Raw genomic sequence first — 16,790 nt, 5'->3', positions numbered from 1 at the left:
CAAAGATAAATCCTGAAAACAGGCTGGAACTTCCGAAAAGAAAAAGTAAATGCAGAGGATCAGTGCATGGCTGGTTTCTTCATGATTGAAGGCACAATATCACTTATTTTCTGCATCCTCTGAATCAGGCTCTCCTTTCCCTTACCAATGAGTGCGTGTTCAAGGACATCCCCGAGGGTCTCAACGGGTACTATCTCAACCATGTCCTCGTACTTCTTCTCGATCATCACATCACCCATGTTGGATGCAGGTATCAGGACCTTCCTTATTCCCGCCTCTGCAGCTGCCTCTATCTTCCCTGTGACTCCTCCAACAGGGAGAACATCTCCGCGTATGCTCAGTGAGCCGGTGAGGGCAACTGACTGATCCACAGGTATCTCCTCAAGGGCCGATATGACTGCTGTTGCGACGGAGACACTTGCACTGTCCCCCTCCACACCATCATAGGCCTGGAGGAACTGTATGTGGATGTCATAGTTGGATATGTCTGTACCGGTGTATTTCTTTATGAGGGCACTCACGTTCTGCACAGCCTCCCTTGCGATTTCACCCAGTTTACCTGTTGCTATTATCCTGCCCTCCTCCTTGCTCTGGGCGGGGGCGGCCTCTGCAGCTATGGGGAGTATGATTCCGCTTCTGTCACCGATTATTGCAAGGCCGTTGACGCGGCCGACCTCTCCACCCTCTGATTTGAAGACACTGTACTTCTTCTTCTGGACAATGTATCTATCTGCAATCTGCTGTTCAAGGGTCCTTGAAAGTTTTTTTGCCTCTATAACGTCCTCTGTTTCCACAAGTTCTGCTCCACGGCTCTTGGCTATGTCACCGGCTGCCCTTACAAGGCCCCCCAGTTCACGGAGTTTCAGGGTCAGTGAATCCTTCTTACCGGCCCTCCTCTGGGCCTCCCTTATTATCTCCTCAACTGCCTCCCTGCTGAAGTGGGGGATCCTTCCATCCTTTTCAACTTCCTGTGCAACGAACTGAACGAGTTTGTCCCTGTTTTCTGGTGTGTCGGGCATCGTGTCCTTCATGAAGACCTCGTATCCGTACCCCCTTATCCTTGAACGGAGGGCCGGGTGCATGCCCTCAAGTACCTGGAGGTTACCTGAAGCCACCAGTACGAAGTCGCAGGGAACCGCCTGTGAGCGTACCATGGCGCCGCTGCTTGTTTCGCTCTGGCCAGTGATGGAGTACCGCTTCTCCTGCATGGCCGTGAGGAGTTCCTGCTGGGTCTTCATCTTCATTGTCCCTATCTCATCTATGTAGAGCACACCCTTGTTGGCCTTGTGGATCATCCCTGCTTCCACCCTCTCATGTGCAGGTGTGCCAAGACCACCTGACTGGTATGGGTCATGCCTCACATCCCCCAGGAGGGCCCCTGCATGGGCTCCGGTTGCATCGACGAATGGTGCGACCTGCCTTCCCTCATTGTTCACCAGGAGTTTCGGGACCATGACCGTTGTACGTGGCCTGAACTGCTGCAGTGCCAGGAATATTATACCTGCAGCTATTATAGCCGCCAGGAACTGGTTCATCATGAACCCCAGGACAAGGATGAAGGATATTATGAGCATCATGAAGAGGTTCTTCTTCTCATCCTGGGCCCTTGCCTTATTCTTGTGGTTCATCACGATCTTACGGCCCTCTCCTGCAGGCACAGCACCTATGAGTGGGTTGTTGGGGTCCTCTATGTTTGGGTAGACCAGTATGTCCTGTAACTGTTCACGTGGCAGCAGCTCTGCCATCGCCTTTGCCAGCATGGATTTACCCACACCTGGTTCACCTATCAGTAAAACGTTACGTCTCTGTTCAGCCGCCTTTTTTATTGTCTCAACGGCCTCTTCCTGCCCTATGATCTGATCTATGAGTCTTTCGGGGACTTCTATATCCTTTGATGTTTCATATGATAGGGTCTCCCCGGTTCCCTTTTTAGTCTCTTTACCCTCATATGAAACAGATTCCTGAGTTCTGGAGTTTTTAATGGTGGTTTTCATTTCTATTCAAATGCCTCCATTAAGTGAAGTGGTTAAAATTAAAATCACAGTTATCAATTGTTTCTCCTACTTAAAATATTTTACTTACAAATTTTTATTTTAATATATGGGGGTTCCCCTTATAAAGGTATCTCCACCATAATGCAGGGTTCAGCGGTTTATCTCAGATATAAGGGCCAGGGCGTTCTGTATGAATTTCTCAACGATCTTGCGGTACTTCTCCTCGCTCGCCTCCAGTGCCGCCTGAGTCCTCTTCATCTCGGTGATGTCCCTTGCAATGGTTGAAATCCCGATGATCTCGCCGTTAAAATCACGTAATGGTGACATGGAGATTGAAACCCAGATCTCCTCACCATCCTTTCTTATGCGCTTTGCCTCAAAGTTTGAAACTAAACCTCCTGATTTAACCTCTGATATCAGGCCCCGCAGCTTCTTGAGTTCCTCCTCACTCATGAGGATGGAGATGTTCTTTCCCCTGACCTCCTCTGCACTGTAGCCATAGACCATCTCGGCTCCCCTGTTCCAGTCCATTATGTTGCCCTCAAGGTCGTAACTCACGATGGCGTCACCCGACGATTCAACTATGGCTGCCAGCCTCTCAAGTTCCCTCTGGAATTTCATTCGCTCTGTAACGTCCCTGAAAATCGCCCTGCTGTACTCCACCTCCCCGTTCCTCATCCGGACATTGACGTTCCCCTCGACGAATACCTTCTCCCCGTCACTGGTTATGAAGGCCGTCTCGACGGTGGGTATCCTCTCACCAGACATCACCCTCCTGAAGAGTTCACGGCACTCATCAAGTTTGTCGGGGTGTATCACATCGAAGAGTGTGAGTTCCTCGAGGTCCCTGTCAGTGTAGCCGAGGGTCTCCTTCCAGGCCCTGTTAACATAGACGAATTTTCCCTCAGGGTTAACGGCCTGTATCATGTCACTGGCGTTCTCAAAGAGGTCCCTGAACTGTTCCTCACGGTTCCTAAGTTCCTCCTCCATTTCCTTTCTCTGGGAGATGTCCCTTATTATTGAAGTTATATACCGTCCGGCAGGGGTTTCTGCAGGGTTGATGGTCATCTCAACAGGGAATTCGGTCCCATCAGCTCTGAGGGAAACCGTCTCAAAGACCCTCCCGCTGAGCTCATGTATACCCTCAGCACGGTACTCCTCCATTTTAATGTGGAGATCCTCCCTCATGAGTTCCGGGACCAGCTCGTCCAGATTTTTACCCCTAAGGGACGGGTATCCGTACATCCTGTCTGCTGCAGGGTTTGAGAAGACTATAACGCCATCCATGTTAACCGTGATAATGCCGTCGGGACTTTTACTGATAACGGTCTCAAGAATTGACTTAAGATCATCTTCTGACAGGTCAGGAACTTCAGGAGGAACAGAGGCCATTTAACCATCTCCCACAATGAACATCTTGAGTAATATTTTCGCCAGCAATGTATTTAAGATTTTAGTGTTCAATATTGTTAGGACCAGACTCCAGTTTAATTGGTCAGGACCAGCCTCATAATATTATAAACAGAAAACCGTTGAGGGGGCATTGTCCACTGGATCAGGGTGAGGCCATGAGTGCAAAGTGTATAATGGTTCAGGGCACGTCATCGAGTGCAGGTAAGAGCGTAATGGTTGCAGCTCTCTGCCGTATATTCTCAAGGAGGGGATACAGGGTTGCGCCCTTCAAATCCCAGAACATGTCACTGAACTCCTTCACAACAGCTGAGAACCGGGAAATAGCGGTGGCCCAGGTCCTCCAGGCAGAGGCCGCAGGGATAGAGCCATCACACCACATGAACCCCGTCCTCCTCAAACCCAAGGAGGACTTCACATCCCAGGTAATAGTCCATGGGAGACCTGCAGGAAACATGAACTTCCAGGAGTACCAGACAGAATTCAGGGATACTGCCCTTGAGGCGATAAGGGAGTCCCTTGAGTACCTTAAGAGCAGGTATGAGCTTATAGTGATAGAGGGGGCCGGATCCCCCGCTGAGATAAACATGAGGGACAGGGACCTTGCCAACATGGAGATCGCCCACCTCGCAGATGCCGACGTTATACTGGTGGCTGACATAGACCGTGGGGGTGTCTTCGCATCAATTGCAGGCACCCTCATGCTCCTTGATGAACGTGACAGGTCCCGGATAAAGGGTGTTGTCATAAACAAGTTCCGTGGTAACATTGACATACTGATGCCAGGCATTGAGAGGATCGAGGAAATCACAGGAGTCCCTGTACTGGGGGTTCTGCCCTACGATGAAGGTCTGAAACTCCCCGAGGAGGACTCAGCATCCCTTTCCCAGAGGAAGTACAGGGGGAGTGGGGATATAAGGGTTGGGGTTATGAGGCTGCCCAGGATATCAAACTTCACAGATATAGACCCCCTTGAGTACGAGGAGGATGTTGCTGTGAGGCTCATAGAGACGGGTGACAGCCTTGATGACCTTGACGCCATCATAATCCCCGGGACCAGGAACACCATAAGCGACCTCATCCACCTTGAGGAGAAGGGGTTTGCTGACGAGATCCGGGACTTAAGCCGTGAGATACCCGTCTTTGGCATATGCGGCGGCTTTCAGATGCTGGGGAAGAGGATAATTGATGATGCCCGGCAGGAGTCCCGTGAAGGCAGTGTTGATGGTCTTGGTCTTCTTGACTGTAAAACCCGCTTTACAGGGAAGGGTAAGATAATATCTCAGAGCAGGGGAAGGGTCCTTGGTAACGGGATCTTCAGGGGTATGAGGGGAGAGACTGTGGATGGCTATGAACTCCATGAGGGGACCACAGTCCTCGGTGATGTGAAACCCCTTCTGAGGGTTGATAGGGGCTTCGGGAACACCAGGAGTGGCGGATTCGATGGGGCAGTCAATGGAAACGTGGCCGGCACGTACTTCCACGGAATATTCCATAACTTCAGATTCAGGAGGTACTTCACAAATATCCTCAGGGAGAGGAAGGGCCTTGAGCCACTTGAGTACGTGGACGATAACTTCAGTGCATCAAGAAGGTTCTCAATTGACAGGCTGGCAGAGATCGTTGAGGAAAACATGGACCTCTCCATCATCGAGGAAATCCTTGAAAGATAGATTCTTGGCAGAGATCGTTGAGGAAAACATGGACCTCTCCATCATCGAGGAAATCCTTGAAAGATAGATTTTAAGGACCCAGTGCTCATTCTTCATATAATTATCTTATCTCAATTCTTAAAGGATTAAAGGACGTCAGCATATTTTAAAAGAGACTGTTCCATGCAAACAAAAACAGACATTCTGCCAGGATTAAATTTTGGACCCCTCAATCTCTACAGAATTCTTTTTGAAGTTCCGCATTTAGAGAGGATCATCATCAGAAAAAATAGGGGGAAGTAGCTGGAGACTACGGTCATGATATGAAGGGCACTGCCAGGGTTGTGATCACAAGGACCGTCAGGATGACACCCACAGCTATGATGGGAATCCCGGCCCTCGGTATGTCCCTCAACTTAACGTAGCCGGAACCGTAGGCCATTGCAACTGTTGGGTCTGCCATCGGGAGCATGAATGAGAGTGAACATGCGATTGCAACGGGTACAGCATATACTCCAATGGGCTGGTGCTGCGCAGATGCAAGGGTCACGGAGAGGGGGACAAGGATGGCTGAGAGGGCTATATTGGACATCACCTGGGTGATGATCACTGCCACAGCCATCAGCACGAGCATGACGATTACAGGCGATGGGTCTGAACCAAGCATGCCCACAAGTTTATCAATTATCCATGCTGCTGCCCCGGTCTTGAGGAGTGCGCTTCCAAGGGAGAGTGCCCCTCCAAAGAACACCACAAGACCCCAGTCAATGTTCTTCTGTGCGTCCTTCCATGTTATTACACCCGCGAATATGAACATCACAGCAGCTATAAGTGACACTGAGTAGCTGTTGATACCTGTGAAGCCCGCTGTAACCCATAGCAGGATGGCGAAGAGGAGTATCCCTGCGCTGAGCTTCTCATCCCTGCTCAATGAACCCATCATCCTTATCTTCTCACCTATCAGGGCCTCCCCATTCTCTAGGGCCCTTACCTCGCTTGGAAAAATCTTCATGAGGATGAACCATGTGACAAGTAGCATTGCAATCGAAAGTGGAAGACCGAATATCATCCAGTTAAGGAAGGGTATGCTGGTGTAGGCCGCTGCCATGAGGTTGGGGGCAGTTCCTATCTCTGTACCGAATCCACCGGCAAGGGACCCGAATGATGCCCCGAGTATCATGGCTTTTGCATAGTTACTCTTTCCCCGCTCGGGTTCAGAGCAGCCCATTATATCCACGATCTCCTTTATGATGGGGAGGAGCATTGCAAAGGCAACAACATTCTCAATCCATGCAGAGAGAAGACCCGTCGAGAATATGCTTACAAACAGTCCCCTCTCCGGTGAGGTTCCAAGCCTCCCCAGGAGGTAGTAGGTGAATCTCTGGGCGAGACCGCTCTTCCTTAGGGCCTCTGCCATTATGAATCCTCCAATCATGAGGAAGAGTATGGGATTTGCAAAGCCTATAACCGCGTTTTCAAAGCTCTCAACACCAATAAGTGGCTGTGCAAAGAGTATTATGAGTGATGTCACGGCCAGGGGTACTGCCTCTGTTGCCCACATTGTAACTGCAAAAACAAGTAAAGAAAGTGCTGCGTGTCCTGAAGCCCTCAGACCCGGTAGTGGTACCAGGTATACTGCAAGGGCCAATAAAAGGCTCAGAATAAATCCTTTTCTGGCATCCGTAATATTACCTCCACAAGATAATAGATACATTAACAAGTTTAAACCTGGTTTGCTTTTTATCAGTAACAAACTACGAGATCAAAACCTAAGGCCAATTTCCTTTTTAGTAATTAATAAACTTTTCTATTACTTTTCTATTAATAAGCTTTGATTTTTACCGGTTAATAAACCTTTGATGAGTATCGTCCAGGCCATTTACAGGAGGTTATTTAAGCCATGAATCTTTCTTTTCAGTCATTTAAGAGGTCAGATACATGGCTGCCCAGATTATCCCCACTATCACCGGCTGGTGGACCAGGTAAACCTTCAGTGAGTTTCTTCCAATCACCTGAAGCAGAGATGGGTTCCATGCCCTTAATCTAAATCTTCTACGGTATCCCCTGTAGAGGGTGTCCCCGGTGAAAATTCCAAGGAGCACAACACCCAGCCATGGAAAAAGCGGGAAGTAGTCAAGGGTGTAAAGATTATGGGGTCTGATTCCAAGCCACATAAGGAGTGGAGTTTCAACCCGCAGCCCTGACATCAGGACCCCCACCGTGATCGCAACAGCCGATAATGCAAGTGCAGCGGTTCTCCTTCCAGCAAGGGGATGTGTAAGTATCACTGCAAGGCCTATGAAGTGGAGGACCCCGAAGGCAATGAAACCGTTGTGGGGGTAGATCCATGTTGCGGCGGTGATGATCATCCCCCAGAGGAATATCTTCAGGCCTCTTATGATGTAATGCCACCTGGAGGTACCCCTCCTTGAATGGCTCAGGGTGAGGGATACCCCAACGAGGAATATGAAAAGGAACGCCGTCAGCCTGCCTGTGAACCAGATCACCGGGGACCCCATGTCAAGATCCAGCACACCCAGGAAGTCAAGATCAAAGAGGGTATGATATACGATCATCATCATGACAGCAGCACCCCTAAGTGCATCGACCTCCCAGAACCTTTCAGTTGCATGAAGTGTACCCATGCGGATCTCCGTTTAATATATGAAACCCTTGAGGATAAAAGCAGATGCTCTGGCTCCTGACAGAATCAAAAGAAAAATAGAAAACTTTATATAAGATGACCTCAAATCTTTTCTATGCCTACGAATTGCGGCGTTAGTCCAGCCTGGTTAAGACACTGGCCTGCCACGCCAGCGACCCGGGTTCAAATCCCGGACGCCGCATAGCGGTTGTAGTCTAGTCTGGTTAGGACTCGGGCCTTCCAAGCCCGCGACCCGGGTTCAAATCCCGGCAACCGCATATAAACTGATTCTATAAGTCCTCCTAGACTTCCACGTACACCGATTCTGTTCTATTGATTCAATGCCCATCTGATTTCAGATTCGGGGGTTGCATCCAGTTTAAAGAGTATAGGCCCCATTTCAGATTTACATGCGATTCTCTAACGCAGGTGCCATATATCATCTATATATATCAGAAGCCACGATAGTAGAGCAAGGAATAAATACTTTAATTTTAGAATAATAACAGGATCCAGACTAATATTATGGTGTGATATTCATGGCTGGAATAGTCGGATATGGAGTTTACATTCCATCATACAGAATAAAGGTTGAAGAAATCGCGAGGGTCTGGGGAGACGACCCCCAGGCCATATCAAGGGGGCTGGTTGTGGAGGAAAAATCAGTCCCTGGTCCTGATGAGGACACAGCAACAATCTCAGTTGAAGCTGCCCGTAATGCCCTCAGGAGGAGCCAGATAGATCCCTCAGAGATAGGAGCTGTCTATGTGGGATCCGAATCCCACCCCTACGCTGTTAAGCCAACAGCAACAATCGTTGCAGAGGCTGTTGATGCAACCCCCGAGATGACAGCAGCTGACCTTGAATTCGCATGTAAGGCAGGTACCGCGGGTATACAGGCCTGCATGGGGCTTGTTGACTCAGGCATAATAGATTACGGTCTTGCAGTCGGCGCTGACACAGCCCAGGGAGCCCCAGGCGATGCCCTCGAATACACTGCATCAGCAGGCGGGGCAGCCTATGTTATAGGTGGAAAGAACTGTCTTGCAGATATAAAGGAAACCTACAGCTTCACCACAGACACCCCCGACTTCTACAGGAGGGAGGGAATGCCCTACCCCCGACACGGCGGAAGATTCACCGGTGAACCCGCCTACTTCAAGCATGTCCTGGGAGCCGCGAGGGGTATGATGGAGAAGACCGGCCTCAGCGCAGATGACTTCGACTACGCTGTTTTCCACCAGCCAAACGGAAAATTCTACCTGAAGGCCGCTCGCAAACTGGGATTTGAAAGCGAACAGGTAAAACCAGGACTCCTGACACCTGTGATAGGGAACACCTACTCAGGTGCAACACCAATAGGCCTTGCAGCAACCCTTGACGTTGCAGAGCCAGGCGCAAGGATACTGGCAGTGTCCTATGGTTCAGGTGCCGGGAGCGACGCCTTCATAATAGAGGTGAATGACCTCATAGAAGAGAGGCGTAACCTTGCACCATCCGTGGCCGAGATCATCAAAAATAAGAGGTACGTCGACTATGCCATATACGCCAAATTCAAGGGCAAACTCAGGATGGCTTAAGAGGGTGATAATATGAGGGATGTAGCAGTTATTGGAGTTTCACAGACAAAATTTGGAGAACTCTGGGATGTCTCCTTCAGGGACATGATAACCGAGGCCGGACTTGGGGCCATAGAGGACGCCGGAGTGGAGGGCGCCGACCTTGATGCTATGTACGTTGGTAACATGTCAGCCGGTCTATTCATAAAACAGGAGCATATATCCTCGCTCATCGCAGACCATGCTGGCCTGACACCCATACCATCCACAAGGGTTGAGGCTGCCTGTGCATCAGGGGGACTGGCCCTCAGGAGCGGTATAATGGCGGTTGCATCAGGCTACCATGACATCGTGATAGCTGCAGGTGTTGAGAAGATGACCGACGTTGTTGACCCAACACCGGCAATTGCAACAGCCTCTGACCAGGAGTGGGAGGCCCAGCAGGGGGTCACATTCCCATCACTGTATGCAATGATGGCGAGGAGGCACATGTATGAGTACGGTACAACAAGGGAACAGCTCGCCATGGTCTCAGTGATAAACCATGAGAACGCCTCAAAAAACCCCCGAGCCCAGTTCCCCATGAAGGTCACGGTTGAACAGGTCATGAACTCCACCATGGTAGCGGATCCCCTCAGGCTCCTCGACTGTTCACCGATATCTGATGGGGCTGCAGCAGTTATACTGTGCCCCGCAGAGATGGCAAGGGAGTACACAGACACCCCTGTATATGTGAAGGCATCTGCACAGGCCTCAGGTACCATCGCACTCCATGATAGGAGGGACATAACAAGGATTGATGCAACAGTTAATGCAGCCAGAAAGGCCTTCAATATGGCCAAACTGACGCCAGGGGACATAGACCTCGTTGAGGTCCATGACTGTTTCAGCATAAACGGTATACTGGCTGTTGAGGACCTTGGATTCGTTGGGAAGGGTGAAGGTGGAAAGGCCTTTGAGGATGGTATGACAAGGATTGATGGTGACATACCCGTTAACCCATCAGGTGGGCTCAAGGCACGTGGTCATCCCCTTGGAGCCACCGGTATAGCCCAGGCAGCCGAGGTGGTATGGCAGCTGCGTGGTGAAGCCGGTAAGAGACAGGTGGAAGGTGCTGAGATCGGCATGACCCACAACATCGGTGGAACCGGTGGAACAGCGGCGGTCCACATATTTTCAAGGTAAATAACCATTCAACCTTTTTTTATTAATTTAAGAACGGCTCAGATCTATTTAAATGGTCGATTTTTTTCTCATTCCAGACAGCAGGGAACCAGACCTTTTGAACTGAGTAGGTCCCCTACATCCGAAAACCAGTGTTAGAAAGGAGTACAGCTGAGTTAACTTCCTTTTATTGTAGGATGAGTCTCTGCCTTGCCAGAGCAGAATAAATGATCCCGACTTACAGAAAATTTTCTTAAAAAGAAAAGATCTCTGCCCCTACATCAGGTAAATCTCTCAGTAATCAAAAAAAGTCCATCTGGACGTGAACTGATGGTTTAAATAGAAAGGGTGGGGGATGCCTTACATTGGAGGCATTCCGCCCATTCCGCCCATTTCCTCCATTCCTTCCTCGCTGGAACTGGATGATGATGCGGCTATGACGTCGTCTATGCGCAGTATCATCTCAGCTGCTTCAGCTGCAGACTGTATGGCCTGCTTCTTGACCCTGTGTGGTTCGATTACTCCTGCTTCCTTCATGTCGACGATTTCACCATCGAAGACGTCGATTCCCATGTAGGGTGATTCCTCGTGGGCTGCCCTGAGGTCAACGAGGACGTCGATGCTGTCAAGACCTGCGTTCTCTGCAAGGGTCTTAGGCACGATTTCAAGGGCGTCTGCGAAGGCTGATACTGCCAGCTGCTCCCTGCCGCTTATTGAGTCAGCGTAGTCCTTGAGCCTCTTTGCGATTTCTATTTCAGGTGCTCCGCCTCCTGCGACGACCTTACCATCCTCAACTGTTGCGGCGACGACACCTATTGCGTCTTCGATTGCCCTTTCAACTTCGCTCACAACGTGCTCGGTTGATCCCCTGACAAGTATTGTCACTGCCTTTGGTTCCTTGCACTCTTCAACGAAGATCATCTCTTCGCCTGAGATCTTCTTCTCTGATACGACTCCTGCTTCACCCAGGTCCTCTGGGCTGAGGTCCTCGATGTTTGTGACTATGTTTGCTCCTGTGGCCTTGGAGAGTTTCTCCATGTCGGACTTCTTGACCCTCCTCACTGCAAGGACTCCTGCCTTGGCCAGGTAGTGCTGTGCCAGATCATCAATACCCTTCTGACAGAAGAGAACGTTTGCGCCTGTGTCAACTATTGAGTTGACCATGTCGCGGATCATCTGTTCTTCCTGTTCGATGAATGCCTGCATCTGTGATGGGTCTGTTATTCTGATCTCTGCGTCAACCTCTGTCTCTTTAACTTCGATCGGACAGTTGAGGAGTGCTATTTTGGCGTTTTCAACCTTCTTTGGCATTCCTGGGTGGACCCTTTCCTTGTCGATTATGACACCCTGGACGAGTGTTGAGTCGTCCACTGCTGCGCCTTCCTTCTTCTCTATCTTTATGTGGTCTTTCTCGACTTCGCCATCCTCTTCAACCTGCTTGACCGCATCCACTATGAGCTGTGCCAGTGGTTCCCTTGCCTTTTCTGTTCCCTTTCCGGTCATTGCTGTCATTGCAACCTTCAGGAGGGTGTCCCTGTCGCTGGCATCGATTGCAATGTCGTCGAGTATTTCCTGAGCCTTTTCAGCGGCCTGCCTGTAACCCATTGCTATTATTGTTGGGTGGATCTCCATTTCAAGGAGGTTTTCAGCCTTTTTGAGTAGTTCCCCTGCTATTATGACTGCTGTGGTTGTACCGTCCCCTACCTCGTCTTCCTGGGTCTTTGCAACCTCGACGAGCATCTTTGCTGCTGGGTGCTCTATGTCCATCTCCTTGAGTATTGTGACACCGTCGTTGGTTACGACAATGTCCCCAAGGGAGTCAACCAGCATCTTGTCCATACCCTTAGGTCCAAGGGTTGTCCTCACGGTCTCTGCGAGTATTTTACCCGCAAGGATGTTCATCCTCTGTGCGTCTCTTCCAAGATACCTGCTTGTACCTTCGGGTAGTACAAGAATTGGCTGCTGTCCCTGTGCCATTCAATCACCTCAGTTTTATTATAAATCAGTATGCAGTTATCAATGGGTTAGAGGTTCTATAAATAGTTTTCGTTTGATCTTTGGGAGAGTATTTAACGAAGATAAATCTTAATATTAATATGTGATTGATATGAGGCAGCTCATTAAAGCCTCGGTATACCTTACCGTGACCCTCATTCTGATTGTGGCCATGGAAGGTTCTCATGCCATTGAAAATGATTCAGAACCCCTAAACAGTTCTGATGTCCTGCAGGCAAGTTTAAGGGTAGCTAATTTCATGGAGAACTATCAGAGGCTCCCTGAAAATATAAGTGCTGGAAACAGAACTCTTGACTGTGCATCCTACACATATGCACTTAGCAGGGTACTTAGTGGCTCAAAAACCGTTGAATACAGAACTGTGAATTCACCCGCCCTCAATATTCGCCGCATATCCCTGAAACTGAGCAGCACACGGTACAATGAGATAACAGTAAGATTCAGGGACTTTACAGATAAATACAGTAGATGCCCCTCCACGTTATCCTACAGTGGAGGTAAAATCGATTTCTACAATACCGTCTACCTCCTCTCAAAGATTGGGCGTTACAGATACCAGAAGGGGAGGATGCCCACAGACGTGTATATAAGGACTCCAGTACCCCTCAATGCATACAGGATCAACTCCCAGACCGTTGACTCCAGGATAAGGAGTATAAACTCTGAAATCAGAAAGACATCTTCCCTCATCAAGAGGATCAGAATAAGAATAAGAACCACAGGAAACATCAGGACCAGGACCATGCTTCAGAACAAACTCAGGTCACTTGAGAATAGATACAACTATCTTAGGGGGCAACTCAGATACTATGAGGGCCTTAAGAACAGCCCATGGTATGTCCCCCCATCCCTCAGGAGGTATCTGAGTTCAACAGCCTACTGCAGCGTCACGGATCCCAATGTGGTATACCTCGCCCGTGAACTCTCAGGAAACACCAGCTACGCCACTGCACTGAACCTCTTCACCTGGGTACGTGACAGTGTCGACTACTCCTTCTACTACAGGACACGTTACGGTGCCTCGGGTACACTCCGGTTAAGGGAGGGTAACTGTGTTGACCAGACACACCTCATGGTAGCCCTTGCAAGGACCAGTGGTATACCCGCGCGCTACGTCCGTGGTTACTGCAGATTCATAAGCGGGAACTGGTACTCCCATGTATGGGCCCAGGTATGGATAAGGGGTCATGGATGGGTTACTGCAGACGCAACACACTCCCTCAACAGACTAGGACATGTAAGTAACTGGAACACAACTGTCTCGAGGGTCAACGAGGTACTCACTGAATACAGGCTTTAATAAGGATCTTCGTCCCTGCAGTTAGAAAACAGTTAATATTTTCACAGATGAAACAATCATTATGAAAATAATCGACCTGACCCATAAAATAGAGGACTCCATGCCTGTCTTCCCGGGTGATCCACCCGTTAAACTGAGAACTGAAAGTTCAGATGCAGATTACATTACCTCCTCACTATCTCTTGGTATGCACAGCGGGACCCATCTAGACGCCCCCCTCCATGCGCGCTGCAGTGCCCTCACCGTTGATGGAATAGGACTGGAGGAACTCACAGGTGCGGGTTTCCTTGTATCCGGGGGAGAGATGTTAACCCGGGGCGATATAGCCGTCATAAAAACTGGCTGGAGCTCAAGGTGGGGCTCGGAGGAGTACTTCCAGAACTACCCGGGTATAAAGAGACATCTTGCAGAGGAACTGGTGGAACATGAAGTTCTGGGCGTCTGCATCGACGGCCCCAGTGTTGACAGACCCGGAGAAACAGATATCCACAGACTCCTCCTCAAAAATGGGATATGGGTTGTGGAGAACATAACAAACACTGACCTGCTACCACCTAAATTCAGATTATTCATTGTTCCACTCTCTGTGAAAGCCGAAGCATCCCCTGCAAGGGTATTTGCAGTTACAGGCTCTGAAAGGTGTATCAACTAATAGATAGAAGCTCATTCCAGCTGCAAAACTCATCTCTTAACCTTCTCCCAGAGGGTTCTCCTGCCCTCACTCACCGACCTGAAGTATCCCTTCCTCTCAAGGTTCCTGAGTATCTGGACCATGTTCTCAAGTTTCAGGTCCTTAAATCCTATCTCATTTATGAAGTCAAGCATCTCCTCTGTGGTGGCCCTCTCATCGGGTAGCAGACGGTAGATCTGTGACTGGAATGATGTTAAATCCTTTTCAGGTTTCTGTGTAAGGGCCTGGAAGTATTCCCTGTACCTTCTGAGGTCAGATATCTGGGATTCCTTATCTGCTATGATGCCCTTGAGTTCCTGTATCACCCTGTCCTTTTCAGCCATGATTCTTTCAAGTTCATCTATACGCCTGTCCCTGATTTTAAGTGCATCCTCAAGTTCCTTAACCATCTCACAGTTATCTGAATTCTCACGGCATTTCCGGAGATCCATCTTTAGCTTGCTTATCTCCAGCATGCACGCCTTTACAAGAAGCTTGAGCTGTTCCTTTTCTGAATCCCTCATGAACCTCATGGTATCCCTTTCCATTTAATAGATATCACATTAAAACTTAAAAACCTTCCCAAATGAAGCCCGTGGATCACCGTAGCTGCATTAACAAGGAAAACCTCTCAAAGCATATATGAGTCCCTGCCGATGAGCATCTGATTCCCATGACACCAGAGGGGTCCTGAAAAGGATGACGATTCCATCATTACAGAAAAGAACACTGAAATCAGAAGAAGTTTGCCTGGTTTTAAAATGCGCCTAATGTTGCTGCAGCCTGTCAAAACGGCAGAGACCAAAACATTTAACCCTTTCCTCTATCTTCAGGGCGGTGAATGCACATAAAACCCCAAGAACAGCACCCGCGAGAACGTCACTTGGGTAATGGAGGCCAAGGTATATCCTTGAAGTCCCCACAAGTGATGCGAGGATGATGAAAAGCCATGGGCTACCGAATTTGAAGTAGAGGGAGATGAAGCCGGCAAAGGCGGCCACCGTATGACCCGATGGCATAGAATAGCCCCCAGCGACTGTGGTGTGCCTCACCCACCCAATCACCTCATAGGGTCGTGGCCTTGCGATAACCATCTTCAGGGATTCACTCAGAAAGAAGCCCATTACAAGAGCTGTGAGGGCTATGAATGCTGCCTCCTTCTCATCCTCGCCTCCAAGTAGGTACAGGATGAGACAGAGTATCACCCAGAAGACCTGGGTCCCGCCGAAGGTTAAAAGCGGCATTAAAAGGTCAAGGAATGGCGAACTCAGGAATGAATTGAAAAAATAGAGGATGGATAGATCAGCTCCCAGAAGGTTGGGGTGCATGGTATCCTACAGTATCTCATTTATGAGTTCAGCGTTAAGAATAGATGCCCCTGCAGCACCCCTCACTGTGTTATGACCCACAAGGACGTACCTTAAACTGTTTTCAAATGCAGCGTCCTTCCTGAGTCTTCCAACAGTGACAGCCATTCCACCGTCCCTGTCCCTGTCCATCCTTGGCTGGGGCCTGTTCTCCTCATCCCTGACCACCACAGGTTTTTCAGGGGCAGAGTGGAGGCCCAACTTCTGCGGGAGCCCCCTGAATTTATCCATTGCCTCCCTTACATCATCAATTTCAAAGTCATCATCCAGTTCAATGAAGACCGCCTCGGTATGGCCGTCAACTACGGGTACACGGTGACAGGATGCGCTCACGCCGAAGCTTGCTGGTTTCACCACACCATCATCGAGTTCTCCCAGCAGGTGGAGGGTCTCTGTTTCAATCTTCTCCTCCTCACCACCTATGAATGGCACCAAGTTATCAAGTATGGCCATTGAGGGGACTCCATTGTAACCGGCACCGGAAACCGCCTGCATGGTTGATACGTAGACCCTCTTTATGTTGTAGGCGTCGTAGATGGGCTTGAGGGTGAGGGTCAGGGCTATTGTTGAGCAGTTGGGGTTGGTGACTATGAAACCGTCCCAACCCCTCTTCCTCTGCTGCACCTCTATGAGGTCAAGGAACTCGGGGTTGACCTCGGGTATCACGAGGGGGACATCCGGCTCCATTCTCATTGCACTGGCATTTGATGCCACTATGTATTTCTCTGCAAATTCTGGTTCAACCTTCCTCGCCACACCTGCAGGGAGGGCTGAGAAGAGTATATCAACGTCTCCCACACTTGAGGGGTCTGTTTCAACGACCTCCATGTCCTTCACAGATTCTGGCATCTCACAGTCGAGGTACCAGTTCGCCACCTCCCCGTAGGGCTTCCCTGCGGATCGTGAAGAAGCCGCCAGTGTTGTAAGTTCAAATTCAGGATGTTTATCAATCATCTGAATGAAACGCTGTCCAACCATTCCTGTTGCTCCCAGAACACCCACATTAACCATAAC

13 protein-coding genes and 2 tRNA genes are annotated in these 16,790 nt (G+C 49.5%); 7 read left to right on the top strand and 8 right to left on the bottom strand.

The features are described from left to right. Positions 1-59: 59 nt before the first annotated feature. Positions 60-1,994, bottom strand: coding sequence for an ATP-dependent protease LonB (gene lonB, locus C7452_RS02970; protein WP_115892181.1), 1,935 nt, complete (start codon positions 1,992-1,994; stop codon positions 60-62). Positions 1,995-2,144: 150 nt separating this feature from the next. Then, positions 2,145-3,386 (bottom strand): PAS domain S-box protein, encoded by a 1,242-nt coding sequence (locus C7452_RS02965; protein WP_115892180.1) that lies wholly within the window; start codon positions 3,384-3,386, stop codon positions 2,145-2,147. 176 nt (positions 3,387-3,562) lie between these two features. On the opposite strand from C7452_RS02965, the gene cobQ reads away from it, so the two are divergent. Next, entirely contained in the window at positions 3,563-5,077 is a 1,515-nt protein-coding gene (gene cobQ / locus C7452_RS02960; protein ID WP_115892179.1) for a cobyric acid synthase CobQ, read from the top strand. A 295-nt stretch (positions 5,078-5,372) separates the two neighbouring features. Here the strand turns inward: cobQ and C7452_RS02955 are convergent, their stop codons facing one another. Continuing rightward, a complete protein-coding gene (locus tag C7452_RS02955; protein ID WP_281270432.1) occupies positions 5,373-6,770 on the bottom strand; it encodes a DASS family sodium-coupled anion symporter in 1,398 nt (465 codons plus the stop codon). A 208-nt stretch (positions 6,771-6,978) separates the two neighbouring features. Continuing rightward, a complete protein-coding gene (locus C7452_RS02950) occupies positions 6,979-7,701 on the bottom strand; it encodes a heparan-alpha-glucosaminide N-acetyltransferase (RefSeq protein WP_115892177.1) in 723 nt (240 codons plus the stop codon). Between the two features lie 127 nt (positions 7,702-7,828). Here C7452_RS02950 and C7452_RS02945 point away from each other — a divergent pair. From C7452_RS02945 to C7452_RS02930, 4 genes are all read left to right on the top strand, one after another. Beyond that, a tRNA-Gly gene (locus C7452_RS02945) sits at positions 7,829-7,902 on the top strand. A gap of 2 nt (positions 7,903-7,904) precedes the next feature. Continuing rightward, positions 7,905-7,978, top strand: a tRNA-Gly gene (locus C7452_RS02940). 261 nt (positions 7,979-8,239) lie between these two features. Next, the gene (locus C7452_RS02935; protein ID WP_115892176.1) at positions 8,240-9,280 is read left to right on the top strand and encodes a hydroxymethylglutaryl-CoA synthase; all 1,041 of its coding nucleotides are present in this window, start codon (positions 8,240-8,242) and stop codon (positions 9,278-9,280) included. Between the two features lie 12 nt (positions 9,281-9,292). Then, positions 9,293-10,444 (top strand): thiolase domain-containing protein, encoded by a 1,152-nt coding sequence (locus tag C7452_RS02930; RefSeq protein WP_115892175.1) that lies wholly within the window; start codon positions 9,293-9,295, stop codon positions 10,442-10,444. 339 nt (positions 10,445-10,783) lie between these two features. On the opposite strand, the gene thsA is transcribed toward C7452_RS02930, so the two are convergent. Continuing rightward, a complete protein-coding gene (thsA, locus tag C7452_RS02925) occupies positions 10,784-12,400 on the bottom strand; it encodes a thermosome subunit alpha (RefSeq protein ID WP_115892174.1) in 1,617 nt (538 codons plus the stop codon). A gap of 130 nt (positions 12,401-12,530) precedes the next feature. On the opposite strand from thsA, the gene C7452_RS02920 reads away from it, so the two are divergent. Together C7452_RS02920 and C7452_RS02915 are read left to right on the top strand one after the other, a co-directional pair. Next, positions 12,531-13,739 (top strand): transglutaminase-like domain-containing protein, encoded by a 1,209-nt coding sequence (locus C7452_RS02920; RefSeq protein WP_245942808.1) that lies wholly within the window; start codon positions 12,531-12,533, stop codon positions 13,737-13,739. A gap of 61 nt (positions 13,740-13,800) precedes the next feature. After that, positions 13,801-14,391, top strand: coding sequence for a cyclase family protein (locus tag C7452_RS02915; protein ID WP_115892172.1), 591 nt, complete (start codon positions 13,801-13,803; stop codon positions 14,389-14,391). A 29-nt stretch (positions 14,392-14,420) separates the two neighbouring features. Here C7452_RS02915 and C7452_RS02910 read toward each other — a convergent pair whose 3' ends face one another. From C7452_RS02910 to asd, 3 genes are all read right to left on the bottom strand, one after another. Further along, complete coding sequence (locus C7452_RS02910; protein ID WP_115892171.1) at positions 14,421-14,957, bottom strand: hypothetical protein; 537 nt, start codon at positions 14,955-14,957, stop codon at positions 14,421-14,423. 219 nt (positions 14,958-15,176) lie between these two features. Next, positions 15,177-15,737: a phosphatase PAP2 family protein gene (locus C7452_RS02905; RefSeq protein WP_115892170.1), complete on the bottom strand. Its 561-nt coding sequence runs from the start codon at positions 15,735-15,737 to the stop codon at positions 15,177-15,179. Between the two features lie 6 nt (positions 15,738-15,743). Further along, complete coding sequence (gene asd, locus C7452_RS02900; protein ID WP_115892169.1) at positions 15,744-16,787, bottom strand: aspartate-semialdehyde dehydrogenase; 1,044 nt, start codon at positions 16,785-16,787, stop codon at positions 15,744-15,746. Positions 16,788-16,790 lie beyond the last annotated feature (3 nt).

It is taken from the genome of Methanothermobacter defluvii (genome assembly GCF_003385755.1).
In the GTDB taxonomy this organism is placed as follows: Archaea; Methanobacteriota; Methanobacteria; order Methanobacteriales; family Methanothermobacteraceae; genus Methanothermobacter; species Methanothermobacter thermautotrophicus.
This window is presented reverse-complemented; position numbering and strand designations above follow the sequence as displayed.